Source organism: Microbacterium schleiferi (assembly GCF_038150145.1).
Lineage (GTDB): Bacteria > Actinomycetota > Actinomycetes > Actinomycetales > Microbacteriaceae > Microbacterium > Microbacterium schleiferi_B.
In genome coordinates this window covers 1-26,360 of sequence record NZ_JBBWSA010000001.1, presented here as the reverse complement: position 1 = coordinate 26,360, position 26,360 = coordinate 1, and the positions used below count along the sequence as shown (strand labels likewise).

At 68.3% G+C, this 26,360-nt stretch carries 23 protein-coding genes; 7 read left to right on the top strand and 16 right to left on the bottom strand.

What is annotated here, in order from left to right; genetic code table 11:
- Window positions 1–190 precede the first annotated feature (190 nt).
- The 3 genes from AADH62_RS00115 to AADH62_RS00105 are packed head-to-tail and all read left to right on the top strand — an operon-like array spanning window position 191 to window position 3,071.
- The gene (locus AADH62_RS00115) at window positions 191–397 is read left to right on the top strand and encodes a heavy-metal-associated domain-containing protein (protein ID WP_292726827.1); all 207 of its coding nucleotides are present in this window, start codon (window positions 191–193) and stop codon (window positions 395–397) included.
- Window positions 394–2,718: a heavy metal translocating P-type ATPase gene (locus tag AADH62_RS00110; protein ID WP_341577727.1), complete on the top strand. Its 2,325-nt coding sequence runs from the start codon at window positions 394–396 to the stop codon at window positions 2,716–2,718. The genes AADH62_RS00115 and AADH62_RS00110 overlap by 4 nt, the downstream gene beginning before the upstream one ends.
- Window positions 2,715–3,071: a metal-sensitive transcriptional regulator gene (locus AADH62_RS00105; RefSeq protein WP_341577725.1), complete on the top strand. Its 357-nt coding sequence runs from the start codon at window positions 2,715–2,717 to the stop codon at window positions 3,069–3,071. Before AADH62_RS00110 ends, AADH62_RS00105 begins: the two co-directional genes overlap by 4 nt.
- Before the next feature lie 21 nt (window positions 3,072–3,092).
- On the opposite strand, the gene rarD is transcribed toward AADH62_RS00105, so the two are convergent.
- Both rarD and groES read right to left on the bottom strand, forming a co-directional pair.
- Complete coding sequence (rarD, locus tag AADH62_RS00100; protein ID WP_425355632.1) at window positions 3,093–4,058, bottom strand: EamA family transporter RarD; 966 nt, start codon at window positions 4,056–4,058, stop codon at window positions 3,093–3,095.
- A 259-nt stretch (window positions 4,059–4,317) separates the two neighbouring features.
- The gene (gene groES, locus AADH62_RS00095) at window positions 4,318–4,614 is read right to left on the bottom strand and encodes a co-chaperone GroES (protein WP_341577724.1); all 297 of its coding nucleotides are present in this window, start codon (window positions 4,612–4,614) and stop codon (window positions 4,318–4,320) included.
- Between the two features lie 353 nt (window positions 4,615–4,967).
- Here groES and AADH62_RS00090 point away from each other — a divergent pair, with 353 nt between their 5' ends.
- On the top strand, window positions 4,968–6,317 hold the full coding sequence (locus AADH62_RS00090; protein WP_341577720.1) for an extracellular catalytic domain type 1 short-chain-length polyhydroxyalkanoate depolymerase: 1,350 nt from the start codon (window positions 4,968–4,970) through the stop codon (window positions 6,315–6,317).
- 40 nt (window positions 6,318–6,357) lie between these two features.
- Window positions 6,358–7,551, top strand: coding sequence for a THUMP-like domain-containing protein (locus tag AADH62_RS00085; RefSeq protein WP_341577718.1), 1,194 nt, complete (start codon window positions 6,358–6,360; stop codon window positions 7,549–7,551).
- 200 nt (window positions 7,552–7,751) lie between these two features.
- Here AADH62_RS00085 and AADH62_RS00080 read toward each other — a convergent pair whose 3' ends face one another.
- The 13 genes from AADH62_RS00080 to coaA form a co-directional block, all read right to left on the bottom strand.
- Window positions 7,752–8,120 (bottom strand): hypothetical protein, encoded by a 369-nt coding sequence (locus tag AADH62_RS00080; RefSeq protein ID WP_341577716.1) that lies wholly within the window; start codon window positions 8,118–8,120, stop codon window positions 7,752–7,754.
- On the bottom strand, window positions 8,117–9,217 hold the full coding sequence (gene tsaD, locus AADH62_RS00075; RefSeq protein WP_341577714.1) for a tRNA (adenosine(37)-N6)-threonylcarbamoyltransferase complex transferase subunit TsaD: 1,101 nt from the start codon (window positions 9,215–9,217) through the stop codon (window positions 8,117–8,119). The genes AADH62_RS00080 and tsaD overlap by 4 nt, the downstream gene beginning before the upstream one ends.
- A complete protein-coding gene (rimI, locus tag AADH62_RS00070) occupies window positions 9,214–9,732 on the bottom strand; it encodes a ribosomal protein S18-alanine N-acetyltransferase (RefSeq protein ID WP_341577712.1) in 519 nt (172 codons plus the stop codon). The genes tsaD and rimI overlap by 4 nt, the downstream gene beginning before the upstream one ends.
- A complete protein-coding gene (gene tsaB / locus AADH62_RS00065; protein WP_341577710.1) occupies window positions 9,729–10,424 on the bottom strand; it encodes a tRNA (adenosine(37)-N6)-threonylcarbamoyltransferase complex dimerization subunit type 1 TsaB in 696 nt (231 codons plus the stop codon). Before tsaB ends, rimI begins: the two co-directional genes overlap by 4 nt.
- A gap of 157 nt (window positions 10,425–10,581) precedes the next feature.
- Window positions 10,582–11,088 (bottom strand): tRNA (adenosine(37)-N6)-threonylcarbamoyltransferase complex ATPase subunit type 1 TsaE, encoded by a 507-nt coding sequence (gene tsaE / locus AADH62_RS00060; RefSeq protein WP_341577708.1) that lies wholly within the window; start codon window positions 11,086–11,088, stop codon window positions 10,582–10,584.
- A complete protein-coding gene (gene alr, locus AADH62_RS00055; RefSeq protein ID WP_341577706.1) occupies window positions 11,085–12,224 on the bottom strand; it encodes an alanine racemase in 1,140 nt (379 codons plus the stop codon). Before alr ends, tsaE begins: the two co-directional genes overlap by 4 nt.
- Window positions 12,221–12,607 carry a holo-ACP synthase gene (locus tag AADH62_RS00050; protein WP_341577705.1) on the bottom strand — a complete coding sequence of 129 codons (387 nt, stop codon included), beginning with the start codon at window positions 12,605–12,607 and terminating at the stop codon, window positions 12,221–12,223. The genes alr and AADH62_RS00050 overlap by 4 nt, the downstream gene beginning before the upstream one ends.
- 83 nt (window positions 12,608–12,690) lie before the next feature.
- A complete protein-coding gene (locus AADH62_RS00045) occupies window positions 12,691–17,937 on the bottom strand; it encodes a lamin tail domain-containing protein (protein ID WP_341577703.1) in 5,247 nt (1,748 codons plus the stop codon).
- Between the two features lie 147 nt (window positions 17,938–18,084).
- A complete protein-coding gene (locus AADH62_RS00040) occupies window positions 18,085–18,591 on the bottom strand; it encodes an SRPBCC domain-containing protein (protein ID WP_341577702.1) in 507 nt (168 codons plus the stop codon).
- On the bottom strand, window positions 18,588–18,989 hold the full coding sequence (locus AADH62_RS00035) for a metalloregulator ArsR/SmtB family transcription factor (RefSeq protein WP_341577700.1): 402 nt from the start codon (window positions 18,987–18,989) through the stop codon (window positions 18,588–18,590). The genes AADH62_RS00040 and AADH62_RS00035 overlap by 4 nt, the downstream gene beginning before the upstream one ends.
- Before the next feature lie 148 nt (window positions 18,990–19,137).
- On the bottom strand, window positions 19,138–20,991 hold the full coding sequence (gene glmS / locus AADH62_RS00030; RefSeq protein ID WP_341577698.1) for a glutamine--fructose-6-phosphate transaminase (isomerizing): 1,854 nt from the start codon (window positions 20,989–20,991) through the stop codon (window positions 19,138–19,140).
- Between the two features lie 132 nt (window positions 20,992–21,123).
- Window positions 21,124–22,362, bottom strand: a complete 1,239-nt coding sequence (locus tag AADH62_RS00025; protein ID WP_341577697.1) for an esterase/lipase family protein — start codon at window positions 22,360–22,362, stop codon at window positions 21,124–21,126.
- A gap of 240 nt (window positions 22,363–22,602) precedes the next feature.
- Window positions 22,603–23,565 carry a type I pantothenate kinase gene (gene coaA / locus AADH62_RS00020; RefSeq protein WP_341577695.1) on the bottom strand — a complete coding sequence of 321 codons (963 nt, stop codon included), beginning with the start codon at window positions 23,563–23,565 and terminating at the stop codon, window positions 22,603–22,605.
- Between the two features lie 51 nt (window positions 23,566–23,616).
- On the opposite strand from coaA, the gene AADH62_RS00015 reads away from it, so the two are divergent.
- Entirely contained in the window at window positions 23,617–24,267 is a 651-nt protein-coding gene (locus tag AADH62_RS00015) for a YdcF family protein (protein WP_341577693.1), read from the top strand.
- A gap of 157 nt (window positions 24,268–24,424) precedes the next feature.
- Complete coding sequence (locus AADH62_RS00010; protein ID WP_341577691.1) at window positions 24,425–25,357, top strand: Ppx/GppA phosphatase family protein; 933 nt, start codon at window positions 24,425–24,427, stop codon at window positions 25,355–25,357.
- A 121-nt stretch (window positions 25,358–25,478) separates the two neighbouring features.
- Here the strand turns inward: AADH62_RS00010 and AADH62_RS00005 are convergent.
- A partial coding sequence (locus AADH62_RS00005) for an intradiol ring-cleavage dioxygenase (protein ID WP_341577689.1) occupies window positions 25,479–26,360 on the bottom strand: 882 nt, incomplete at its 5' end.

The window sequence follows — 26,360 nt, the reverse complement described above, 5'->3', positions numbered from 1 at the left end:
AATAACCTATCCGCGGACTGGTCTCGCGTGTGTTGCGGTGCGTTAACGATGTGTAACGCCGTCAAATCGTTACCTGGCGCCGGTATCCGTCGCGATCGACGGCGCGGGAATGCCGGGGATGGGCGTATCGTTGAGATGCATACCCCTCAGGGGTATCGAGATAGCCGTACTCTCACGGGAGGAACCCGCCATGACAAACCACGAATACGTCGTCACCGGAATGACCTGCGGCCACTGCGAGCACGCCGTGCGCGACGAGGTCTCGCGAATCCCGGGCGTATCCGCGGTCGAGGTCAGCGCTGCAACCGGCCTCCTGACGGTCACCGCCGAGACCCTCGACGACACTGCAGTGCTGACCGCCGTCGACGAGGCCGGCTACCAGGCCGCGCGACGGTGACGACAGCCGCACCTGCCGGCGGGGGCAGCTCAGCACCGATCGAGCTTCAGATCGGTGGGATGACGTGCGCCTCGTGCGCCGCGCGTATCGAGAAGCGACTGAACCGGATGCCGGGGGTGTCGGCATCCGTCAACTACGCCACCGAGAATGCCGTCGTCCGAATCGATGACGTCCCGGCGAACGCGAACGAGTCGCGCGCCGATGCTGCAGCCCTCATCGCCGAGGTCGAACGCACCGGGTACACGGCCACAGTGCCCGCGCCGCCGGTGCCCGAGACCGACGAGCCGGCGACCGATCCCGAGCTCGCCTCGCTGCGCCAGCGCCTGATCGGGGCGGCGGTGCTGTCGGTGCCGGTGATCCTGCTCGCAATGATCCCCGCGCTGCAGTTCACCTACTGGCAGTGGGCATCGCTGGCGCTTGCCTCACCCGTCGTCGTGTGGGCTGCGTGGCCGTTCCACCGCGCCACGGCGATCAATCTGCGCCACGGCGCTGTCACGATGGACACCCTCATCTCGATGGGAGTCTCGGCCGCCTACCTGTGGTCGCTGTACGCCCTGTTCTTCGGCGGCGCCGGGATGCCGGGCATGACCCACGGCTTCACGTGGATCGCGCAGCCCGGCGAGGCCGGAAACACGATCTACCTCGAGGTCGCCGCGGGAGTGACGACGTTCCTGCTGCTCGGCCGCTACCTCGAGGTGCGAGCGAAGCGGCGCGCAAGCCAGGCGGTTCGCGCGCTGCTCGAGGTCGGCGCGAAGGATGCCGCGCTGCTGCGCGGTGGCGCGGAGGTGCGGGTTCCCGTCGCTCAGCTTCGTGTCGGCGATGAGTTCGTCGTGCGTCCCGGCGAGCGCATCGCGACAGACGGGGTGGTCGTGTCGGGGACCTCGGCCGTGGACACCTCGACGATCACGGGCGAGTCGGTTCCGGTTGAGGTCAGCGAGGGCGACATCGTCGTGGGCGCGACGGTCAACGTCGGAGGGCGTCTCGTGGTGCGCGCCACACGTGTGGGCGAGCAGACTCAGCTGGCGCAGATGGCGCGCCTGGTCGAACAGGCGCAGGCGGGCAAGGCCGAGGTGCAACGGCTCGCCGACCGCGTCGCCGGGGTGTTCGTGCCCATCGTGATCGTGATCGCCATCGGAACCCTCATTGCCTGGCTTCTCCTTGGCGGCGGCACCGCGATGGCGCTGACGGCGGCGATCGCTGTGCTGATCATCGCCTGCCCGTGCGCGCTGGGGCTCGCGACACCGACAGCGCTCCTCGTCGGGAGTGGTCGGGGCGCGCAGCTCGGCATCCTGATCAAGGGTCCCCAGATTCTGGAGTCCAGTCGGCGCGTCGACACCATCGTGCTCGACAAGACAGGAACCGTCACAGAGGGGCAGATGACGCTCATCGAGGTCGTGCCGTCTCCGGGCGAGGATGCCGCCGAGGTGCTGCGCCTGGCTGGAGCGGTGGAGTCGGCATCCGAGCACCCCATCGCCCAGGCGATCGCGGCGGCTGCCCGTGCCGGAGGGGATCCGCTTCCCGAGGTGGAGTCGTTTTCGTCGGTTCCGGGGCGGGGAGCGACGGGGGTGGTCGAAGCCCACGCCGTCGCGGTCGGATCGCTGGGCTTGCTGGCCGAGTGGTCGGTGTACCCGGATGCCGAGATCACGGCATCCGTCGAGCGCGCCGGAGCAACCGGGATGACGGCAGTCGTCGTCGCGTGGGATGGAAAAGCTCGCGGCATCCTGACCGTCGCTGATTCGGTGAAGCCCTCGAGCGCTGAGGCAGTCGCCCAGCTTGGCGCGCTCGGACTCGAGCCGATCCTGCTGACCGGCGACCACGAGGCCGTGGCGCGTCGGGTGGGCGACGAGGTCGGCATCCGCGAGGTGATCGCCGGTGTGCTGCCTGCTGAGAAAGCCGCACAGATCGAGGCCCTTCAGGCAAGCGGCCGGGTCGTGGCGATGGTCGGCGATGGCGTCAATGACGCCGCAGCGCTCGCGCAGGCCGACCTCGGCATCGCGATGGGCACGGGAACTGACGCCGCCATCGAGGCGTCCGACCTGACGCTCGTGCGCGGTGACCTCCTCGGCGCCGTCGACGCCATCCGGCTGTCGCGGGCGACGCTGCGCACGATCCGTGGGAACCTCTTCTGGGCGTTCGCCTACAACGTCGCGGCGATCCCACTGGCCGCCCTGGGGCTCCTGAATCCGATGATCGCCGGGGCGGCAATGGCGGCATCCAGCGTCTTCGTCGTCGGCAACAGCCTGCGACTGCGTCGCTTCCAGAGCATCGATCCGGCTGTCGTCGGATCCCGCACGAGAACGACCGAACGGAGCCCGCGATGAGCGACACTCTCGAGACCACCCCGTACGAGGGCAAGGCGACGGATGCCGAGCACAGTGCTCACGAGCCGGCGGGCCATCACGGGTACATCGGTGACAAGCAGCGATACCTGAACCGGCTGAAGCGCATCGAAGGGCAGGCCCGCGGCATCCGTTCGATGGTGGAGGACGAGAAGTACTGCATCGACATCCTCACGCAGATCAGCGCGACCACGGCTGCGCTGGAGTCTGTCGCGCTCGGGCTTCTCGAGGACCACTTGCGTCACTGCGTTGTGGATGCCGCACGGCAGGGCGACGAGCAGGCCGAGGCGAAGATCCGCGAGGCCTCGGCAGCAATCGCCCGCTTCGTGCGCTGACGCTCGCTGGCGCCGGTCGGGTCAGCTGTATTCAGCGACGTCGCTGACCCCGCGGGCGCGTTGCGCGAACACGACCGAGTCGACGGTCAGCACGGCGAGCGCTACCCAGACGAGGCCGAAGCCGATCCATCGCTCGGGCGGCATCGGCTCACCCAGGATCCACGCCCCGGTGATGAACTGCATGATCGGCGCGATGAACTGCAGCAGTCCGACGACAGTGAGCGGCACCCGCCGAGCTCCGGCAGCGAACAGCAGTAGCGGCACGGCCGTCGCGGCGCCCGCGAGGCTCACCAGCACGACATGCCAGACCCCGTACGCGCCGGCGGTGAGACCGCTCGTGAGAGACGTGACAACCAGCAGCACGATCGCGAGCGGTGTGAGCCACGCTGACTCGAGGGTGAGGCCGCTCACGGCATCCACCGACGGTCCGATGCGCTTCTTGATGAGGCCGTAGATGCTGAAGGATGCCGCGAGCGTCAGCGCTACCCACGGCACCGAGTTGTAGCCGACGATCGTGACGATCACAGCGACACCGGCGATCGCGATCGCAATCCACTGGGTCAGACGCAACCGCTCGCGCAGCACGATGACACCGAGCAGCACCGTGGCGATCGGGTTGATGAAGTAGCCGAGGCTCGTCTCGATGACGTGACCCGAGAGGGTCGCGAGGATGAACACCTGCCAGTTGACGTAAATGACGGCCCCCGCCAGCGCCGTCCAACCGAGCAGGCGCGGCTGACGCACGATCGCGATGAACGGCCGCCACGCACGCATGACGGTGAGCAGGAAGATACAGAAGACGAGGGAGAGCAGGATCCGCCATCCCACCAGCTCCCAGCCCGTGATCGGGGCCAGCAGGATGAAGTAGAGCGGGAGGAAGCCCCAGAGGAAGTAGGCCGAGAACGCGAAGACGCCGCCGATGAGCCGCTCGCGCGCGGCCTCTGCTGGCGCTTCCTGGGCCAGGTGCGCGGCATCCGACCCGGCGATCTCGGCGGCACCGGACGCCGGGAAGTCACCGGTCGCGGGCACGGAACTCCCATCCCCCGGAACCGATTCGCGCGTCACTCACTCAGCCTAGGGCGCCCCGGCGACACCACGGCGCGCGCCCGCCGAGCGGGGACAGAGCTCGACGGCCGAATCCCGACACATTCCTGCCATGCCCCGCGACGCGTGGGAGCGTCCCCGTCGCAACAAGAGACGGGGCCCGGATGCCGCAGCATCCGAGCCCCGTCGAAGAGTTGTCGACTCAGCGGACGACGACCGCCAGCACGTCGCGGGCCGAGAGCACCAGGTACTCGTCAGCGCCGAACTTCACTTCGGTCCCGCCGTACTTGCTGTAGATGACGCGGTCACCGACGGCGACGTCGAGCGGAACGCGGTTGCCGTTGTCATCGATACGGCCGGGACCGACCGCGATGACCTCGCCCTCCTGGGGCTTCTCCTTCGCGGTGTCGGGGATGACCAGACCGCTGGACGTGGTCTGCTCAGCCTCGACCTGCTTGATGACAATGCGGTCCTCGAGCGGCTTGATGGAAACCGACACGGGTCTACCTCTGCTTTCCTTGAGATACCAAGACTCGTTAGCAACCTCACACCGAGAGTGCTAACGCAAGTGTATTGAAGCTCTGGCACTCACGCAACGCGAGTGCCAATGCGGATGCCGCGAGTTCGATCCATCCGGGCCCGGCCGCTCGCACCCACATACCCCGAGCGATGAGAGTCCTGTCATGCGCGCCGACTTAACCTGGTATATGAATCATCTTTCAGTTACCGTGAGTCCCGTGCGATGACGCACCTCGGCATCCGCTCGCTGACGAGGGATGCCCGTGCTCCGACCGGGACGACCGTGCGATGGCGCCCGGGGCGATGGCCGGGGCGCCGACGAAGGGATGACGCATGATCTCTCGTGTCCGAAAGCGCGCAATCGGCGCGCTCCTGGCGGCCGGTTTGGCGGTGGCGGGCCTGGCCGCAGCAGCCCCCGCCGCCCAGGCAATCACCTGTCCTCCGGGCTTCGAGACCCTGCCGGGATGCACAAACAGCGGTGGCGGCTCCGGCGGCGGATCCACGGGCGGCACTGGCTCCTGGACAACCGAGACAATCGCCGGGATGTCGGTGCGCCTCTACACGCCGACGACGGCTGCCGCCCTGCCGGCCGGTCGCGCGCTGATGATCTCGCTCCACGGATGCGTACAGAAGGCATCCGATCTGCAGTCTGTAGGGAACTGGGCGCAGACTGCTGACGAGTACGGCATGGTCGTCGCGCTGCCGGATGCCCCGAACGGAGGGGTCATCCTCGGCTGCTGGGATTACTACGACGCGAACCACTCGCGCACCGCCCCGTCGCGCCACGACGACAACCTGCTGTCACTAGCCTCGACGCTCGCCGCTCGCACGAGCCTCGGTATCGACGCCGACCAGGTGTATGTGTCGGGGCTCTCGTCGGGCGGCGGGCAGACGATGGTCATGGGATGCCTCGCGCCTGACGTCTTCGCCGGGATCGGCATCAACGCCGGCCCGACGGTGGGAACCAGCTCCGGTCAGATCTCCTCGGTCGCGGTCTCGAAGAGCCAGGGAGTAGCGACCTGCACGGGCTTCGCCGGCTCGGCATCCGGCGCTTTCGACACGCAGCTGACCTCGGTCGTCTACGGCAGCAATGACTCGACTGTCGCGCCCGGGTACAACACGCTCAACGGTCAGATCATGGCCGACATCTACGACGCCGACCAGACCTCGAGCTTCGGCCTGTCGGGCCTTGCCGGCACCAACACGTCGGGCTCGGGCACGCTGTACTCGGATGCCGAAGGGCCTCGCGTCTCCGTCATTCAGAACACCGGACTCGGCCACAACTGGCCGGCCGGCGCGGGATCTGGCGGCTCGTACATCAGCGCGAACAGCATCGACTACCCGGCGTACGTGACGGAGTTCTTCTTCGACAACAACCGCCGCGCCGATCGGTCAGGCGAGCCGACGCCCATACCGACGCCCACGGTAACGCCGACGTCCACGCCGACTCCGGAACCGTCAGTCACGCCGACGCCGACGCCGACGGTCCCGCCGAGCGACTGCGTCACCACCACCAACGCCGCCCACAAGGCCGCGGGGCGGGCCACCTCCTATGGGGTCAACCCCTACAACCCGTACTACGCGATCGGAACCCAGGACTACCTCGGTCTCGGCGACGCCACCGTGACGAGTCTGCAGCGCGTATCGGCATCCTCGTGGGATCTCGTGAGTAGCTGCAGCTGACACGGATGCCGCGCGCAGCGCCCGCGCCTAGGGTGGATGGATGGACATCGCCGAGGTGCGGGCGCTGCTGACGCCGGCGGGACTCGACCTGCTGAACAGCCTCGGCCCGGTCTCCTCCAGCGACGAGGTAGCGCGCACCGTCTCGCGGCTGCGCGGCGCCGGTCACTCGCCCGACCTGGTGTCGGCTGTCGTCACGCAGGCTCGACTGCGCGAGCGGGCACGGTCGAAGTTCGGCGACTTCGCGGCACGGATGCTGTTCACCCGCGCCGGTCTCGAGCAGGCGACGCGCCTGTCGGTGGCAGCCCATCACGCCGGGCGGTTCCGTCGCGCGGGAATCGAGCACGTCGCCGACCTCGGCTGCGGCATCGGCGGTGATGCGCTGGCGCTGGCAAGTCTCGGCATCCGTGTGGACGCGGTCGATGCCGACGAGGTGGCCGCTGCCCTGGCCACTGTGAATCTCGCCCCATTCGGTGCTGACGTCACCGTGCGCCACGGCCTCGCCCAGGACCAGGACCTCAGCGGGGTTGGGGCTGTCTGGCTTGACCCCGCGCGACGCGAGGCTGGCGAGACGGGACGCGCACGCACCGACGACTGGTCGCCGCCGCTCGAGTGGGTGTTCGCGCTCACCAACCGGATGCCGGGTGGCGTGAAACTCGGCCCCGGACTCGACCGTGACCGCATCCCCGACGGATATGAGGCGCAGTGGGTCAGCGCCGACGGCTCGACGATCGAGCTCGTGCTGTGGTCGGGGGAGCTCGCGCGCGAGGGCGTAACGCGGTCGGCCCTTATCCTGCGCGGCCAGCACGCTGTCGAGCTGACGGCGCCGGCAGACAGCGAGGACGAGCCGGTGCGTGAGCTCGGGCAGTTCATCCATGAACCCGACGGGGCAGTCATCCGTGCCCGCCTGATCGGGCAGGTTGCACGGTCGCTGCGGGCGGGGATGCTGGCGGAGAAGATCGCGTACCTCACCGGTGATGAGGCGGTCACGAGTCAGTTCGTGCAGACCTTCCGGGTGCGCGAGGTGCTGCCGGCCGACACGAAGAAGCTTGCGCGGGCGCTAAGGGAGCGCGGTATCGGCATCCTCGAGATCAAGAAACGGGGAGTGGATGTTGACCCCGCGGCGCTCCGGCAGAGTCTGAAGCTGAAGGGCGAGGAGTCGGCGACCCTCATCGTGACCCGCATCGCGGGTTCCCGCGTCGCGATCCTCGCCGACCGCGTCCCACCCGCGGCCTGACCTGGCCTCTCGGCGGGCGACCCCTTCCGTTCAGTCGCGCCATCCTGCGGCCTCCAGCCCACCCGACCCGCAACACGGCGCGACCCAAGAACCACCTCCAGCCATCAGTCGCGCCAATCTGCGAGTGCGACACCCCCGAACCCGCAACACGGCGCGACCGAAGAGTCGGCGCACGCCGGACCGCAGCCCACGACGTGCGGTCAGGTCAGCACGGTCCAGGCGTAGAGGAGCCAGCCGGCGCTGTAGAGGATGGATACGCCGCCGAGCACGATCGCCCACACAGCGACCGGGCGGCTGTCCCGCGGATGCCGCAGCGCCATGATGCCCGCCACGATCGCGACGATCCCGATGACAAAGCCCCACCCGACGAATAGCGAGACGGCAAGGCCCACGATCGCGAACCCGAGGGCCCACCCGGCGAACCCGCGGTCGAAGCTCGTTGCTTCAACCGGTCCGGCATCCGGTTCCCACCCGGGACGACCCGGCGACAGGTCGGGGCCGCTGAGGGTCGTCGGCACCTCGACCGGGGCAGTCGGAAACCGCGAGAACCCCCGAGAACGATCAGTCATCCCGCCTCCCCCGCGACCTGGATGTCGGTGATCGGCAGCGTCGAGTCGGCACCGAAAGCCATCGTCGACGGGGCACGCCCGGCCATGATCAGTTCCGAGGCGAGCGCCGCGATCATTGCCCCATTATCGGTGCACAGCGACAGCGGCGGAATCCGCACTGTCACACCAGCGGCCTCCGCCCGCTCGAGGGCGACCTCGCGCAGACGCCGGTTCGCGATGACACCGCCGCCCAGTAGCAGCCGCGGCACGCCGTAGTCAGCGCAGGCGGCCAGCGCCTTGGTGACGAGCACATCGACGACGGCTTCACGGAAGGATGCCGCGACATCGGCTGTCGAGACGGGCTGGCCTGCGGCATCCTGCTGCTCGACCCAGCGAGCGACGGCGGTCTTCAGACCCGAGAACGAGAAGTCGTAGCGGTGCTCTGCCATATCGCTCGCGCGCGACAGTCCCCGCGGGAAGCGGATCGCGTTCGGGTCCCCCGGTCGCGTCCCGCCGTTCCCGTCAGATCCGGATGCCGCGGCCCGGTCGATCTCGGGTCCCCCCGGGTAGGGCAGACCGAGGATGCGGGCGATCTTGTCGAAGGCCTCGCCGGCGGCGTCATCCACGGTCTCGCCGAGCAACTCAACGTCGCTCGTGAGATCGCGCACGAGCAGGAGCGACGTGTGGCCACCCGAGACCAGCAGCGCGATCGTCGGGTACTCCAGGGGCCGCGCATCAGCGTCGAGAAGGTCGGCGGCGATGTGGCCCACGAGGTGGTTGACGGCATAGAGCGGCTTGTCGAGCGCAACGGCGAGCGCCTTCGCGGCACCCACCCCGACCATGAGCGCCCCCGCGAGCCCGGGGCCCGACGTGACGGCGACAGCGTCGATATCGGCGAGCTGAACCTGCGCCTCGGCTAGTGCGGCCTCGATCGCGGGCTGCAGCGCCTCGAGGTGCGCACGCGCGGCGACCTCGGGAACCACCCCGCCGTATCGGGCGTGTTCGTCCATGCTCGAGGCGATCATGTTCGAGAGCAGCGTGCGTCCTCGCACAATCCCGATGCCGGTCTCATCGCAACTGGTCTCGATCCCGAGGACGAGCGGTTCGGCGGCGCTCACGTGCACACTCCCCCGGATGCGACGGCGGCGGGTTCATGTCCGGCGGCCTCGCGACGCGCCGCATCCCACCCCACGAGGTCGAGCTGCATGATGATCGCGTCCACGTCGTCGGGCTGGTAATACCGCGGCCGCCGCCCCGTCTCAATGAACCCCTCGCGCAGGTACAGGCCCTGGGCTACCGGGTTGTCGTCGCGCACTTCGAGGAACACGGTCCGCGCACCGGCGTCGCGGGCGCGCTCGAGCAGCGAGGCGAGCAGCATCCGCCCTCGCCCGGCGCCACGCGCGGTTGCATCGAGCGCGATGGTCTGGATGTCGGCATCCGCTGCCCCGCGCACCGCGCGCACACCGCCATAGCCGATGATGCGGCCGGCCTCTTCCACCACGAGGTACGAGCCGTGCGGCGACGCGAGTTCGCCGGCCATCATCGCCTCCGACCACGCGTCTGTCGGAAACGAGGCCCGCTCGATAGCCATGATCGCGGCGAGGTCGTCGGCGGTTGCGAGACGGATGCTCATACGCCCACCTTCTTGGGTCCGGCGGGGAGGGTGACATCCGGCGAGCGCAGGTACAGGGCGTCACGGGGCCCGACCTCGCGCCCGGCGGCCAGCGCGCGCGCGGCGACCAGTGCCACCATCGCGGCCGAAACCGCCGTCGTGTCGCGCCGCTCCGCGCCGAGGCCCGCGAGCACGACATCGATCTCGTCGCGCTGGGTCAGCGCTGGTTCGGTGACCCGGATCGGCAATCCGTCGTCATCCATCCCCTCGTAGACCGTGTAGGCGAACTCGCGGCGGCGGGCGTCAGTGACGATCGCGAAGCGGCCGGCTTCGGCATCCAACCCACCGACAAGGGCATCCTCGAGCAGGATGCCGAGGGCTGCGGCGTCGTGGCTGACCACCGGAACCACGGGAACGCCACGCCCGAGCGCGAACGTGCGCGCGGCCGCGATGCCGACGCGCAGACCGGTGAAGGGTCCAGGGCCCATGCCCGCGGCTACCGCCGTGATCTCGGGGCGCTCGCCGGGTGTGCCGGCTCCGGCGTGGCCGAGGGGTGCGTCAGGGCGTGCCGCACCGAGCACGGTCTGCAGCAGATCGCCGATGACTTCGGCGTGCCCGAGGGGGTTCGCACTCGAGGCTTCAGCGAGCACCACACCATCGGCCTCGACGACCGCGACTGCGGTGCCGACCGAGGTATCGATGCCGAGAATCACCCCTCCAGGGTATCCGCGCCCGAGCACCCAGCAGCTGTGTGCCGTTTGCAGGCTCATCTGCCGGTGCCGCCGTATTCGATGCGCCTAACACCTGATTCATCCTGCATTCGGCCCGGGCGGACCGGGTGCGAGCCGATCCGCTCGGCAGCGTCGCGGATCAGGAGGGTTCGCGACGGATGCTGACCAGGCGCGGTGCGTCGGCGGCGAGGTCTTCCGTGGCCCGCGAATACGTGCCGCAGGCGGTGTCGACGCCGGTGCCGTGCCATTCGCGCTGCATCTCGACGTCCCACCAGTGATCGCGCAGGCCCGCCACCATCCCGCGCCCCCACTCAACGACGACGACCGATCCGTCGTAGTCGATGTCGAGGTCATCGAGTTCGGCGGCTGAGCCGAGGCGGTAGGCATCCACGTGCACCAGCGGCGCGCCGCCGACGAGAGAGGGGTGCGTCCGGGCAAGCACGAAGGTCGGGCTCTGGATAGGGCCGCGCACGCCGAGTCCCTCGCCGATCCCGCGCGTGAGGGTCGTCTTGCCGGCACCGAGGACCCCGGTGAGCACGACGAGGTCGCCGGGATGCAGCATCCGCCCCATCTGCACCCCGAGCGCGTGCATATCGGCGGGGCTCGTGATCTCGCGCTCGCCGATCAGGGGATCGAGGCCGCTCACGACGACACCTGCCGCCGGGGAACGCGCGGCCCGATGCGGGTGACAATCTCGTAGTTGATCGTGTCGGCGGCGCGCGCCCAGTCGTCAGCCGACGCAACACCGAGAGTGGGGTCGCCGAACAGCACTGCCTCGTCGCCCACCGCGACCGGGTGGTCGCCGACATCGACGACGAACTGGTCCATGGCGATGCGGCCGGCTACCGCGAACGGCTTGCCGCCGATCCACACCGGACCGCGCCCGGAGGCGTTTCGCGGCACCCCGTCGGCGTACCCGATCGGGATGAGCGCGAGCGTGCTCTCGCGTTCGGTGCGGTGCTGATACCCGTACGAGACGCCGTGCCCGGCATCCACGCGGCGCACCGCGGCAACCGCTGCCCGCAGCGTCATTGCGGGCCGCAGACCCAGGTCTGCCGAGGTGCGGTCTGCGAACGGCGAGAGGCCGTAGATCCCGATGCCCAGCCGCACGCATCCGAGGCGCGTCTCGGGCAGGGCGATAGCGGCGTGGGTGGCGGCGAGGTGACGAAGCGGAGGCGCCAGACCGAGCGCGGCAGCCGAGCCCACGGCATCCAGGAACACCCGTAGCGCCGCCCGGTCGTCGTCGTCGCTCGTGTTCGAGAGGTGGCTGAACAGGCCGATCACCCGCAGCTTGCCGATGCGTTCGAGCCGCGCGGCTTCGGCGAACACGACGCCGTAGTCCGCCGGCGCGACGCCGTTGCGACCGAGTCCGGTCTCGAGCTTGAGGTGCACGCCGACGGGCCGGTCGACGGATGCCGCGGCGGCGGCCTGCTGCAGCTGGTCGAAGCTCGAGATGCCCAGCTCGATGCCGGCCGCGGCAGCTTCGCGGAACGAAGCTCCCGGCGCGTGCAGCCAGGCGAGGATTGGGGCGGTGATGCCCGCGCGGCGCAGGGCGAGCGCCTCGGTGATGTCCGAGACGCCGATCCGGGTTGCACCGCCCGCGAGCGCCGCGACAGCCGACCTCGTCGCCCCATGGCCATACCCATCGGCCTTCACGACCGCGATGACCTCGGAGTTCGTCATCCGTCGCAGGTGCTGCACATTCGCCGCGATCGCGGCGACGTCGACGGATGCCTCGCGCAGCATCCCCTCGGGCAATCTCGACCCCGGCATGACGCTCATGCCACTCCCTCCTCAGCGATGCGGCGTTTCTGGGCTGATTCTGCAATCACGTAGGCGGTGGCCAGGTGCGCGTCATGAGACATCGACAGGTGCAGGGTCGTGATCGATCGGGCGGCGACGACCTCGGCCGTCGAGCCCGTGAGCGTGAACCACGGCCGACCGGATGGCTCGGGAGTGACTTCGATCTCGGTCCAGTGCACCCCGTCCGACCCGCCGAGCGCCTTGATGAGCGCTTCCTTCGCGGCGTACCGGGCCGCCAGCGACCGGGGTTTCAGCATCCGTTCGGCGGGCGAGAACAGCCGCACCAGCAGCTTCGGGGTGCGCGCTATCGTCCGTTCGAAGCGTTCGATGTCGACAAGGTCGACGCCGATCCCGACGATCATGGACTCTCCTCAGCCGGCGGCGGTGACGGATGCCGCAGCACCCGCCACCCTACCGCTGGCTGGTATCAGGCGTCCCGCTCGTATCAGGAGGCGACGCGACGCCGGACCAGGATCCCGGCGCCGACAAGGATCGCGACGAGTGCGAGAGCACCGGCGATACCGAGCGGCAGCCCGTCCGCGCCCGTCTGGGCCATGACGTCGTCGCTGATCACGGCCTGACCGGTCGCTCCCGCGACGGTGACCGTCGCCCACCCGATCACGCCGCTGCTGTTCTGCACGACGAGCGTGTGGGTGCCGGCGGGCACGGATGCCGGGACGGTCGCCATCACCGTGCCGCCTGCCACCTGCGTCCAGCCCGAGATCAGGGTCGGCGTGGAGTGCAGCCACACCTGCACCCACTCGCCGTCGTGTCCGGGCACCGAGATGGTGACGGGGTCACCGACCCGAAGCGTTCCCGCCGGAGTGATCGCGCCTTCGAGCGACGGATCGAGGTCTGCGACGCTCACCGGAACCGTGTTCTCCGTCGGCATACCGGAGCCGTTACCACCGCCAGGGTTCTCGCCACCACCAGGGTTGTCCCCACCGCCAGGGTTCTCGCCACCGCCGAGGTTCTCACCGCCACCCGGGTCCGAGGGTGCGAGCACCGTGAGGGTTCGGACCTCCGAGTCAGCCGCAGCACCGTAGGGGTCGACCGAAGACGCATACCAGCCGTACTCACCGGGCGTGGCATCCCACGCCACCGACGAGGTCGAGCCGCTCTCAACGTCGCTCACGGCACCGATCTCGTGCGAGGTCAGGATGTCGACCCGAACGCCGTCGGTGCGCAGCACCTTCTGAGCGGGCTGGATGCCGAGAGCGGCATACGGCATCGTGAACTCCTGGTGCTCGGCCGCGAGCGAGGGGTCATCGGCGTCGTAGTCGTCGAGCGAGGGCGAGTACGTCCGGGCGATGACCTTCTGGCTCTCGTTGTCGAAGTGCAGCAGGCGCAGGTACCCGAGTCCTCCCTCGGCGAGGCCCTGGTAGTCGAACAGCACCTGATACACCTGGCGGTCATCCACCCCGTCACCGTCGTCGTCGAAGCCGTCGATGCGCGTGTAGGCGTCGTGGTAGTGACCCGAGAACACCATCCGCACGTTGGGGTTGGTGGCGATGACCTCGTCGTAGATCTGCTGCGGGATCGGACCGAGGCCTCCCGTGGTCAGCATGTACTCGTGCAGGTTCAGCACCACGATGCGCTCCGGGTACTGCGCGAGAACCTCGTTCATCCATGCGATCTCGTCGTCACCGGGGCCCCAGCCCATGTAGAGCATGAGGAAGTCGATCCCTCCGGCGGTGATGAGGTCGTAATGGCCACGGTTGTTCTCGTAGTCGCCACCCCACCAGGGGTTGGCCTGGTAGCGATCAGCCCCGAAGTACGTGCCGTAGTTGGTGTAGTCGACCTCCTTGTGGCCGACGTCGTGGTTACCCGCGAGCACACCGTAGGGCAGCGCCGCATCATCGAGCTTCTGGTACTCGGGGTCGGCGTAGTTCCACTGCCACAGCTGGTCGTAGTCGTCGACGATGTCGCCGGTGTGGAACAGGTACTGGAGGTTGAGGTCCGACCGCTCGCCCAGCAGATAGTCGTGGATCGCGGTCTGGTGCTGGTGGAACTCCTCGTTGTAGTACTGCGTGTCCGACTCGACCGCGAGGGTGAAGTCGTACTCCGAGCGCGGCGTGTCTTCGGGGTTGCGTGGCTCGACGTCGCTCTCGCGCGACGACAGGTTCTCGCCCGCGAACCCTTCGGAGTGCTGCACGAGCAGTCGCACCGAGCCATCGACGGCGTAGTCGGCGACCGGCAGGACGGCGTCGAGACTCACCGTGCTGACGTCATCCGTCGTGACTCCATCCGTCGTCACAACGCGATCGACCTCATCCCACGCGCCGTCGACGCCCAGGGCATAGAGCAGCAGCTTGGCATCGGCGTTGGCCGAGCCCTCCCAATGCACCCGGATGCGGGCGTCGGCCCCGGCGTCGGCGGGCACTGCAGCGTCGAACAGGTGGTAGGGGAACGCGGTGTCGGATGCCTCGACCAGCGACTCGCCGTCGAAGGTGCCGAGCTGGGCTGCTTCGTCGGCGGTGACGTTTCGCGCCCCGGAGCGGTCGGTCGTGTCGGCGATGCCGACGGTGCCGGTCGCCGCCGTGACACCGTCACCCACACTCAGCGCGTGCCCCTCGGCGAAGGTCACGTCCAGGAGGTCACCGGTGGGGTCGACGGCCCGTGCCTCGAGCGTCACCGAACCCTGCTGGAGGCTCGCGCCGTCAGCAGGAGACACCAGCGTGACGGCAGGGTGTTCGACGGGAGTGCGGAATTCGATGACCCGTTCGGTGACGTTGCCGGCGGCATCCGTCGCGGTGATGACGACCTCGTGGTCACCCTCGGGCAGCGTCAACGACGAGGTCTCGTACGGCAGCGCGATGACGCGGCCGTCGAGGGTCGTCGCCAGCGAGACGAGGCCGGAGCCGAGGTCGCTGGCCTGCGCGTCGATCGTGAACGCCCCCTGGTAGAGCTTGTCGGCCTCGAGATCGGTCGTGACGTCAGGCAGCGTGTTGTCGACCCGAACCTGCGCGTCGACCTCGGTACCGCCGCCGGATGCCGACACGAGGTGCTCACCGTCTGTCACCGCGGTGGTGTCCCAGGCGTAGCTGACGGCCGTGGCGGCGTCGGAAGGGATCGTGAACGTCGCGTCGTAGTAGTCGTACTTGCCGGCGCTGTCGCCCATCGCGAGCACGGCGGTCGGGTCGTCGTAGCCCGCCGGCGTCAGCGTGCGCCCGTCGGGCAGGATGAGCCGCAAGCCCTTGATGGAGAAGTCGTCGTTGTTCTCGTCGAGGTTGATCTCGGGCGCGGCCTTGGTGCCGGCCCACACGCTGACGGTCACGCTCTGGCCCGCGGTGACGTAGCCGAGTGGAACCGCAGTCGAGATGGTGTCCCACCCCGAGTAGATCCCGTCGTCGAAGATGTGCAGGACGTCATCACCGACCTTGACGCCGTTGCGGAAGAATGTGTCGACGCCGCTGGCCTCGAACGCGAACACCGGTGCAGCCTCCAGCTGAGGCGTCGCCGCGACAGGGGCACCGTCGATGCTGAGCTCGACCTCGGCGGGGTAGGTGTCGCCGCCCGCGATCAGATCGACCTCGCCACGCACCCACTGCTCGTCGGCGACGTTGAGGCGCACCGGCGACGTGTCGACACCGGCGAGCGCGACCCGCACCGGGCCGATGACCGTCTCGGTGGTTCCGTCGCTGGCGACGACGGTGTATTCGAACCAGCGCTTGCCGGTGAGGTCGGCGGCGGCGATGGGCAGAACGTAGCCATCCGCACCATCCGAGACGATCTCGTGGCGGATCGGCTCGGCGTCGAGGTTGCTGCGCACGGCGATCGAGAGGGTCTTGACCTGGATGTCGTCGGTCGCCTGGGCAGCGATCTCGAAGTCGGTGCCCGGGGTGATCTCGGATGCTGTCTGGTCGGTGATCTCGGGAGCCGCGGTGTCAGCGGGCACGATCATCAGCCCGTCATCGACCTGCTCAGGGGCGATGGCCCCCGGTGTGGCGGCCGCGACCCCGAGCTTGGTCTGCAGGGTCAGGTCGTCGTGATTGACGGCGTACTGAATGGGCTGATCGGCGGTCGTGTCGTCGACGCCACCGAGGTTGTAGTAGGCACGGTTGACGGTGAATCCGGTGTTCGTGGTGACCTCGAGTCCGCGGGCGGCGGAGTTCGACATCCCGCCCGAGCGGATCTCGAACAGGCTCTCATCGACGACGAGGGAACTCCCGAAGTGCGCGTTGAAGTCGGCCGCCGTGAGCGCGTCGTTCGCGCCGTTCTTGATCCAGAAGACGATCGCGCCGCCCGCGGGGATGATCGCGTCACGAACCGTCGCGGGCCACAGGGTCGTCGACGAGTTAGTGAGATCGGCCAGCGGGTACAGGTATTTCAGGGTGTAGTCAGAGAAGTCGACGGGCGCGCTCGTGGCGTTGTAGACCTCGATGAACTCATACGCGTCGGATCCGCCGACGTTCGCGGTGTCGGGAGCTACCTCGGTGATCTGCAGCGGCGCCGTCACGAGGTCGGCATCGGGCTTCGGGGCGAAGGGTGCCGCGACGAGCGTGTCGGCCGGGATGACGCCCGGCGTCGGCGCCACCGTTGTCGCAAGGACAGCCATCATCGTGTCGGTGAGGCGTGTGGGCAGGCGATAGTCAACGCTCGTGCCGCTGCCGACCTCGCCGGCTGCGTACCAGGCTTCGGTGATGATGGTCTCGCCCGAGACCAGACGGATGCCGCGGCCACCGCCGTTGGCGAACCCAGACTGGCCGGTGATCGGGATGACGGTGAGATCGGCGTCGGCATCGTAGAACGCGCGGAAGTCCTCGGCGGTATAGCCGTCGGTGTTCGGCGAGTACTGAAGCCACAGCACCGCTGCCTCACCGGCGGGGATGACGCTTCCCGCCGGGAAAGCAAGCGCCTTGGAACTCGACACGTAGTCGTAGACGACAGTCGTGTTGGTGGCAGTGAGGTCAATGTCGTGATCGGTCGTGTTGTAGACCTCTACGTACTCCCAGCGATCAGTGCCCTCGTTATCGGGCGCGAACTCGGTGACGATCAGGTCGCGGGGCGCGATCTCGACGACGGGCGCGGGCTCCTCGGCCACGAGCGCTTCGGGATCAACGACGCCCGGGGTGGGCTCCGCAAGGGTCGACAGGACTGCCGCAGAGGTGCCGGATGCCGAAACTCGGAAGTTCACGCTCAGGTCGGTGCTCGCGGCGCCGACGGGGACGAACGCGCGCGCGACTTCGGCATCCGCGGCGGTCAGACGCACACCGCGGCCGCCGCCGTTGGCCATGCCTGACTGTCCGGTCACGCGGACGACGTCGTAATCGGTCTGCGGCTGGGTCGCGGCGAAGTGGGAACGGAAATCCTCCACGCTCTTGGCGAAGCTGTCGACGGTCGAGGTGGTGTAGCTCAGCCAAAGCACGATCGTCTCGCCCGCGTCGATGACGGTTCCGGGCTCGACGGTCAGCGGCACGTCCGAAGACCTGTCGTTGCTGTCGGCGTAGATGTATGACAGCCCGATACTCGCGGCATCCAGGTCGACCGCTTCGGTGCCAAGGTTGTGGACCTCGATGAACTCGAAATCGTCATAGCCCACGTTGTCGGGCACGATCTCGGTGATCAGGAGGTTCGGTGTCTCCGGTGCCGCAGATGCGGGCGCGGCAACCACAAGAGGTGCGGCAAGAATCGCAGTAGCGGTGAGGAGAGAGAACGGACGGAACCGGCGCACAGGAGTGGAAAGAGACATCAACAGCTTTCGTCTGGAGCAAACCCTGCGAACCTACGAGCCCGATGTGACCAGCGGCGACGCCGAGGTGAACGCACCGTGACGGGCAGGTGAGCACCCGGTGTGCGCGGGATTCGCCGTCCGGCGGTGACGCCTCCAGCTGCGGAGTCAGTCGCGCAACGACGCGAACTTCTCGTCGTAGACGGGTCGCAGCTCGGCGAATCGCGCGTCCCACGCGGCATCATCGATCAGGACAGCATCGGGCGCCACCAACCCTCGGGCGAGGACCTCGAGGTAGGTCTGCCACCCGGCGCCGTAGAAGATCGACTGGATGCCGTGATGCGAGAGCGTCAGGCGGGTTCCGGCGTCGTCGGGCGCGAGCGTCACCGTCAGCTCCGTGGGATCCTCACCGATGGCGTGCCAGGTGGTCGTGAAACCGCGCGGCGGAGTACAGGAGGTGACCACTCCGCGGCACCACACCTCGCCATCTGACCCCAGCACCTCCCACTCGCCACCCTCGCGCAGGTCGCCTCGGTAGATCGCCATCCATCGCGAGAGCCGCTCGGCGGTCGTGACTGCTGACCACAGGTCGTCGATGTCGGTCGCGTAGACCTCGGAGTACTCGAGGTGGTAACGGTCGCCGTCGCGGGTGATCAGCGGAGCGTCGAGGGTCATGATGCCTCCTGTGTGTGGGTCGTGGGGATGTCGGATGCTGCTGCGGGGCCGGTCTTGGCCGCCGCGTCGCCACGTCGGCGCACAGACGTGCCGCGTGCGATTTCGGTGTGCAGCGCGTCGAGGCGCTGCGACATCGGTGAGCGCAGCCGCTCGAGGTAGGCCAAGGCAGCGTCGAGCCCGTCGGCGCGAAGGTGGTAGATCCGCCGGGTGCCGTCGATGTCGGCATCCGCGAAGCCGTTCTCCCGCAGCAGCCGAAGGTGCCTCGAGATGGCTGGCTGACTGATGGCGAACTCTCCACCGACGAGGTCGACCAGCGCGCCTGCCGGTTGCGGCCCGTGGGCAAGCACCTCGACAAGCCGGCGCCGAACCGGATCGCCGAGGATGTCGAGAGCGTGCATGCTCTCTTTATATCAGTCTGAAGTTATATAGTCCAGGGCGGCGACAGGACGCGAGGGCATCCGTCGGATCGGTTGACGTCGGTCGGATGCCTCACGCGGGCGTCTCCGACGGAGGCCGATGCCTCCGACTGAAGCGACTCCCCCGGAGCTACTCGACCGTGACGGACTTGGCGAGGTTGCGGGGCTGGTCGACGTCCAGACCCTTTGCGGTTGCCAGCCCCATGGCGAAGATGTGCAGCGGCACGACAGCGAGCAGCGGCTCGAACAGCGGGTCTGCCAGCGGGATGCGCAGCACCTCGTCGGCGTACGGCAGCACGGCGGCATCCCCCTCTTCGGCCACCGCGATGATGCGGGCACCGCGAGCGCGGATCTCCTGGATGTTGGAGACGACCTTCGAGTGCAGCAGCGGCGAGTGACGCGGCGAGGGCACGATCACGAAGACCGGCTGACCGGGCTCGATGAGGGCGATGGGGCCGTGCTTGAGCTCGCCGGCGGCGAACCCCTCGGCGTGGATGTAGGAGATCTCCTTGAGCTTGAGCGCCCCCTCGAGCGCGATCGGGTAGCCGACGTGACGCCCGAGGAAGAGCACCGACTGGGTGTCGCCCATCCAGCGCGCGAACTGCTCGATGTGCTCCTGCTCACTCTCGAGCACCCGCGCGATCTTCTCGGGCACGGTTTCGAGCTCGAGCACCTGCTGGCGAATCTCGGTGTCGCTGAGTGTCCCGCGCACGTGCGAGATGTGCAGAGCGAGAAGGTAGAGCGCCGTGATCTGCGCGACGAACGCCTTGGTCGAGGCGACCGCGACCTCGGGGCCCGCGTGCGTATAGACGATCGCGTCGGACTCACGCGGGATCGTCGCCCCCTGCGTGTTGCAGATCGACAGCGTCTTGGCGCCGCGTTCGCGCGCGTACTTGACCGCCATGAGCGTGTCCATCGTCTCGCCGGACTGGCTGATCGAGACGACGAGAGTGTCAGATCCGATGACCGGGTCGCGGTAACGGAACTCGTGGGCCAGCTCGACATCGGCCGGAACCCGCGCCCACTGCTCGATCGCGTACTTGCCGACCATCCCCGCATAGGCTGCCGTGCCACAGGCCACCACGATGACGCGGGTGATGCCGGCGAACAGGTCGTCCAGACCGTCGAGTTCGGGGATCGACACGACCCCGTCACGGATGCGGCCCCGCACCGTGTTCGCGACAGCCTCGGGCTCCTCCGACACCTCCTTGGCCATGAACGATGACCATCCACCCTTGTCGGCGGCTGCGGCATCCCACAGCACCTCGAATGGTTCGACACCGACGGGGTTACCGTCGAAGTCCGTCACCTCGACGCCGACGGGGGTGATGGCGACGATCTCGTCCTGGCCGATCGCGAGAGCCTGGCGGGTGTGCTCGACGAAGGCGGCGACGTCGGAGGCAAGGAAGTTCTCACCCTCGCCGAGTCCGATCACAAGTGGCGAGTTGCGGCGAGCGCCGACGACGAGGCCCGGGTTGTCGCGGTGCATCGCGAGAAGAGTGAAGGCGCCGTCGAGGCGGCGCACGACCGAACGGAACGCCGCGACCAGGTCGCCACCGTGCGCGCGATACTCGCGTCCGAGCAGCACCGCCGCGACCTCGGTGTCGGTCTCGCTGCGGAACTCGAAGCCCTCTTCGCGCAACTCGTTCTTGATCGCGGCGAAGTTCTCGATGATGCCGTTGTGGATCAGTGCGAGCTTGTCGTCGTCGGCCAGGTGCGGGTGGGCGTTGGCGTCAGTGGGGCCGCCGTGGGTCGCCCAGCGCGTGTGGCCGATCCCCGTCGTCCCCGCGGCGAGAGGATGCTCGGCCAGATCTTTGCGCAGCACGCTGAGCTTGCCAGCATGCTTTCGCATCCCGAGGTTCCCGTCACCGTCGATGACAGCGATACCGGCCGAGTCGTAGCCGCGGTACTCCAACCGCGACAGTCCGGCGATGAGGATGGGCTGGCTCTCACGGGGCCCGACATAGCCGACGATTCCACACATTCCACACATGGTACGCGGCGCAAACGCCTCCATCCTGCGCCGCCGCCGGGAATACGAGGCGGCACTCCCCGCGGGACACCCCGAGCGTCGCGACAGCACTACCCGCGGGACACCCCGAGCGTCGCGACAGCACTACCCGCGGGACGCCCCCAGCGTTGCGACGATATCCCGCACGACGTCGTCATTCTCGAACAGGCGATCATGTGCGCACGGACCGGCGAGCGGCGGAATGCCGCCGAAGCGCTCCGTAAGATCGCCGAACGTCGCCGACCCTTCCGTAGTCGTGAGGTCGACTGTGACGTCGCAGCGCGCGATGAAGGTCGAGTCGGCATCCGCTGTCGCCGAACTCACCTCGACGATGCCATCGCCCGCCTCGATCTCCTCGTCGACAATGGGCCTCACATCCAGCCCGACGACCCCTGCGGCCTCGCGCAGAGCCGTGAAGAGCTCGGGAGGCACGAGCCCGGCCGTCAGGTGAATGCGGTAATCACCGGCAATCGCGTGAACCTTCAGACTGCTCGGCCACTCCGGCACGCTCGACAGCTCCGCGGAGCCCGCCCGCAGCGCCTGGCCGCCGTCACCCGCGACAGCGAAGACGGTTCGGGCGCTCGGTGGGATGTCGCACCCGACCCGAGCATCCGTCTCCATCTCGCGATTGCAGATTCCGACGATTGCGGGCAAAGCGATCTGTGCGAGGACCGACGCAGACGAGAACAGCGACTGGGCCGCATCCCCGAGGATCGACACCGCCGATGCGACCTGCGAGCCCTCGCTGGGGGTCGCCACGGTGATGACCTGGCCGACGTGCGCCGTCACCCCTTCGTTCGATCCCCCGAGGGCGTAGCGAAGTGCCAGCCCACCCATCGAGTGCGCGACGATGTCGACGGTGTCGCCTGACACCGCAGCGAGACAGTCGATAGCTCCCGCAAGGGCGGGGGCGGTGGCGGTGTGCCCCACCCATAATGCAGCCATGGAGGAGTAGTCGAAGGCAAAGACAGATGTGTCGGGCAACTCGGAGAGTCGTTCTTGCAGGGAGCGCAGATCCACCGCGGGGTCACCGCCCGACGACCACTCGACGGGCCGGGAGAACGGGGAGTTTGCGATACCCGTGCTCGTCGTGACCGGTCGGGGCCCCGCCTCCACCTCGGGCATCGCGGTACTGAGCCACCCGTGCACGAGCAGGACGGGGTTTCGCACGGGGTCTTCATCGGAGCCCGTGAGCCGCACGAGGTGGCGTGACACCTCCGCGAGGCAGGACGCCGCATCCACGCCATCGACGCTCGATGAGCCCGATTGAGCAGTCGCGGCTGGCGAAACGGATGCCGCGGAACCAGCCAGGTCGGCCGGCGCCGCCCAGGCGATGGAAGGCACGCCCATCATCGCCCCTGCCGCAATCGCTGACAGGAACGTCACGCCGAAGAAGCGCCCACGCCGGTTAGGGAGCAGAGCTTTCATACGGCCCCCGATGACCACCCCGCATGAAATATCTCTACCATGACCATCGGCGTGTCGCGATATCGGTGATGCCGCGCGCACTTTTGGATCGCTCCCGCGCCCCGGCGATTCGAGAATGCCGCCGATCAGGGCCGACGGCGGGCGCTGATCGCGCTTCTAGACCTTGCGTAGCAGCACGCGGTCGACCGCGTGATTGGCAGCCTTCTGCAGCACGAGGGTCGCCCGATGTCTGGTCGGAAGGACGTTCTCGATCAGGTTCGGCAGGTTGATCTCGTTCCAGAATCCCAGGGCGGTCTCGACCGCCGTCTCATCGGTGAGATCCGAGAAGACGTTGAAGAACGATCCGGGGTCGGCGAACGCGCCGTGCTTGAGGGCGAGGAACCGATCGACGAACCAGTGTGTGATGTGCTCAGGATCGGCGTCGACATAGATCGAGAAATCGAACAGGTCACTGACTGCCACCTCGTTCGGAGACGGTGGCGGTTGCAGCACGTTCAGTCCCTCGACGATCACGACATCCGGCCGGCGAACCGTGATGACGGCATCCGGGACGATGTCGTACTTCATGTGGGAGTAGAACGGAGCGCGAACCTCGGGTGCTCCGCTCTTGACGTCGGTGAGGAACTGCACGAGCGCGCGACGGTCGTAGGACTCGGGGAAGCCCTTGCGGTGCATGATGCCGCGACGCTCGAGCTCGGCATTGGGATAGAGGAAGCCGTCAGTGGTCACGAGCTCGACGCGCGGGGTGTCGGGCCAGCGGCTCATGAGCTCCCGCAGCAGGCGCGCGATGGTCGACTTACCGACGGCTACCGAACCGGCGACACCGACCACGAACGGGGTCGTCGAGTCAGCCTCATGGAGGAACGCACTGGTGTCGGCTCCGATTCGCCGGGTCGCGCCGGCGTACAGGCTCAGGAGGCGACTAAGCGGGAGATACACCTCGCGCACCTCGTCGAGGTCCAGGCGATCGCCGAGCCCGCGAAGCGACACGATCTCTGTCTCGGTGAGCGGCTGACGCATGTCGGCGGCGAGTCTCGCCCAGTCAGGGCGCAAAATCTCACGGTAGAGCTGCGGGTTCAGTTGCTCGCGGGCGTCGAGGGCTGCGGCATCGCTGGGCACGGGGCCATCGTAGCCCCGCGAGTCCTCCGCCCTGACGCGGAGTTGTCATCGATGGCTCACTACACTGTCGCTCATCAGAGCACGTCGACGCCGTGGTCGCCGCACGACGAGACGGAGGATGCACGCGTGGACGACGAGTCGATCATCACTCGAGCCCGGTGGGCGCGGCGCGCGGGGCTCGGCATCCTGGCGATCATCGCTCTCGTCGCCGTGATCGGGCTCCCCCTGTATGTCTTTCCCGCCGATCCCCCGGCACCCAACGCCGACCTCATCTACGTGATCGGCCCGCCGACCGCAACCCGTATCGCTGATGCCGAGAGCCTTCGCGACCAGGGAATCGCCGATCAGGTCCTCGTGTCAGTACCACCCTCGGGACCCGACTCGGCTGGCGAGCTCGCGTACTGCTGGCGCGCCTACGTGACCTGCCGCACTCCCAACCCCTTTACGACGAGAGGGGAAGCCGCGATGCTGCAGGCCTACGCGAGCGACGGCGACACCGTCATCGTGCTGACCTACACCCCGCACGTCCTGCGCACGCGCTACATCTTCGACACGTGCGCGGATGCCGATGTGACAGTGATCCCCGTTGACGAGCGCCTGAACCTCTCGCGCTGGATCTACAACTACGCCTACCAGAGCGCCGCGTTCGCGAAGGCGTGGATCCTGGGCTGCGCGGATCCCCCTGCCGACGCCCTCCCCTGAGACGCCCCGGCCAGGACTCGCCCGACTCGACGGACCGAACGCAGGCGCAATCAAGCCCTCCGGCCGTGTCTGAGCCACCGACCCGCCGTTCGTCCTGCAATCGGCACGACAAAGCCCGTCACGGAGACCGGACCGCGCCACCGATAGGCTGTGCACCGTGCGTCTGGGCGTCCTCGACATCGGCTCCAACACCGTCCACCTCCTCGTCGCCGACGCTCACCCCGGCGGCCGGCCCCTCGCCTCCACGAGCCACCGCTCGGTGCTGCGCCTCATGAGGTACGTCACGCCCGACGGTGCGATCAGCGAGGAGGGTGTCGCCGCGCTGGTGGATGCCGTCACACAAGCCCGCGTCGTGGCCGAGCGCGAGAACGTCGACGAGTTCCTCGCAACGGCGACCTCCGCGGTGCGCGAAGCGACCAATGGCGCCGAGGTGATCTCACAGATCGAGGCCGCGCTCGGCCAGCAGCTGCAGGTGCTCGGGGGCGTGTCCGAGGCCCGGTTCACGTTTCTCGCGGTGCGGCGGTGGTTCGGCTGGTCAGCCGGTCAGATCCTGCTTTTCGACATCGGTGGCGGGTCGCTGGAGATCGCGGCGGGCGCCGACGAGCTGCCGGATGAAGCGGCATCCGTCCCCCTCGGCGCCGGCCGCATGACGATCGCCTACCTGCCAGAAGACCCGCCCGGCGAGGAGGCCGTGGATCGTCTTCGCGCGCACGCCCGCCAGACGCTCAAGCCCCTGACCAAGACGTTCGCCGCCCTCCCCCGGCCTGATCACACCGTCGGCTCCTCCAAGGCGATCCGGTCGCTTGCCAAACTCGTCGGCTATCCGCTGCCCGGCTGGTCGGGAAGTGAACGGATGATGCTCCCTCGCGCTGCGCTCGGGTCCTGGATCCCGCGGCTGGCGCGCATCCCGGCATCCGCTCGCCAGGAACTTCCCGGCATCACCGCCGACCGCACCTTCCAAATCGTCGCGGGCGCCGTCGTGCTGCACGAGGCGATGCGCGCGATGGATGTCGAGGAGCTCGAGGTGAGCCCGTGGGCCCTGCGCGAGGGCGTGCTATTGCGCTACATCGAGTCGATGGCCTGGGGCTGACCCGGCACCGAGCTACGGCGGCGGCACCGTTTCCGGCGCACAACGGCGAAGATCGTGCTCGACACCCCAGCCTCGGGCCGCGGGCCGCGGCGTGTCGCCGAAACTCTGCGCCGTTACGACTTCAGGGCCGGCCGCCCCCTCCCGAGGGGGCGCTGCCGCTCGTCGGGGCAGTCGTCGTGTCCACTCGCACCACGAGGGATGCCGCATACCCGGCATCCGCCGAGCCCGTGACCGTCGGGATCTGCAGCGCCCCGCCATCCTCACCGAAGACGTTGTCGCTGGCCAAGCTCACCTGCGCGAGGTTGCGGGAGGAGCCGGTGTAGTCGGACGACGCATAAACGGCCGTGGCAACCGACTCGGGAATTGCGAGCTGCGAGGTGGCTATCGCGTTCGTCGAATCGGTGATCGCATCGAGGCTCGGGTAGACCTCGAAGTGGATGTGCGGCCACCGCCCCGAATAACAACCCGGGACGATCGAGGTGAAGGTGACTTGCCCGTTCGCGTCGGCAACCTGCACACCGCGCAGGAACGTGTCGTTCGTCACACCGTCGGAGTACATCGAGTACTGACCGAGCGCATCGCAGTGCCAGGCGTAGACCGCTACGCCCGCAAACGGCGCGTCGCCGTTTGCCATGTCGGTGATCCGCAGCGTGAAGGTCAGGGGCACACCGGCGACCGCCGCCGTCTCGCCCAGGTTCGTGCGGATGTCGCTGCGAACGATGCCGGATTGCTCGAGGATGTCGGGACCGTTCGACCCGTCGCCGGGGTAGGGGCCCGCGGTCTCATCCGGGATCTCTCCGGCCGGGAGCCCCTCCGCAACACTCGTCGACGCGGACGACGAGGGCGCCGCCGACGGCGTTGCGGTGGAGGTCACCGCGGTGGATGCCGAAACCGCAGGCGCACACGCGGCGAGGACGGCAGCCCCTGCTCCAAGTCCAACCAGGCTCAACACTCCCCGGCGCGAGACGAGGGTGCCGAGGTCGAACCGGATGCCTTGATCTAC

What these genes read in the sequence shown, in the direction of transcription:
- alr (WP_341577706.1), bottom strand. Translation starts at nt 12,224, where the DNA reads ATGAGCGTCATGCCGGGGTCGAGATTGCCCGAGGGGATGCTGCGCGAG.
- AADH62_RS00115 (WP_292726827.1), top strand. Translation starts at nt 191, where the DNA reads ATGACAAACCACGAATACGTCGTCACCGGAATGACCTGCGGCCACTGC.
- AADH62_RS00045 (WP_341577703.1), bottom strand. Translation starts at nt 17,937, where the DNA reads ATGTCTCTTTCCACTCCTGTGCGCCGGTTCCGTCCGTTCTCTCTCCTC.
- glmS (WP_341577698.1), bottom strand. Translation starts at nt 20,991, where the DNA reads ATGTGTGGAATCGTCGGCTATGTCGGGCCCCGTGAGAGCCAGCCCATC.
- AADH62_RS00090 (WP_341577720.1), top strand. Translation starts at nt 4,968, where the DNA reads ATGATCTCTCGTGTCCGAAAGCGCGCAATCGGCGCGCTCCTGGCGGCC.
- rimI (WP_341577712.1), bottom strand. Translation starts at nt 9,732, where the DNA reads ATGAGCATCCGTCTCGCAACCGCCGACGACCTCGCCGCGATCATGGCT.
- AADH62_RS00105 (WP_341577725.1), top strand. Translation starts at nt 2,715, where the DNA reads ATGAGCGACACTCTCGAGACCACCCCGTACGAGGGCAAGGCGACGGAT.
- AADH62_RS00035 (WP_341577700.1), bottom strand. Translation starts at nt 18,989, where the DNA reads ATGCACGCTCTCGACATCCTCGGCGATCCGGTTCGGCGCCGGCTTGTC.
- AADH62_RS00085 (WP_341577718.1), top strand. Translation starts at nt 6,358, where the DNA reads ATGGACATCGCCGAGGTGCGGGCGCTGCTGACGCCGGCGGGACTCGAC.
- AADH62_RS00050 (WP_341577705.1), bottom strand. Translation starts at nt 12,607, where the DNA reads ATGATCGTCGGGATCGGCGTCGACCTTGTCGACATCGAACGCTTCGAA.
- AADH62_RS00080 (WP_341577716.1), bottom strand. Translation starts at nt 8,120, where the DNA reads ATGACTGATCGTTCTCGGGGGTTCTCGCGGTTTCCGACTGCCCCGGTC.
- AADH62_RS00015 (WP_341577693.1), top strand. Translation starts at nt 23,617, where the DNA reads ATGGCTCACTACACTGTCGCTCATCAGAGCACGTCGACGCCGTGGTCG.
- AADH62_RS00040 (WP_341577702.1), bottom strand. Translation starts at nt 18,591, where the DNA reads ATGACCCTCGACGCTCCGCTGATCACCCGCGACGGCGACCGTTACCAC.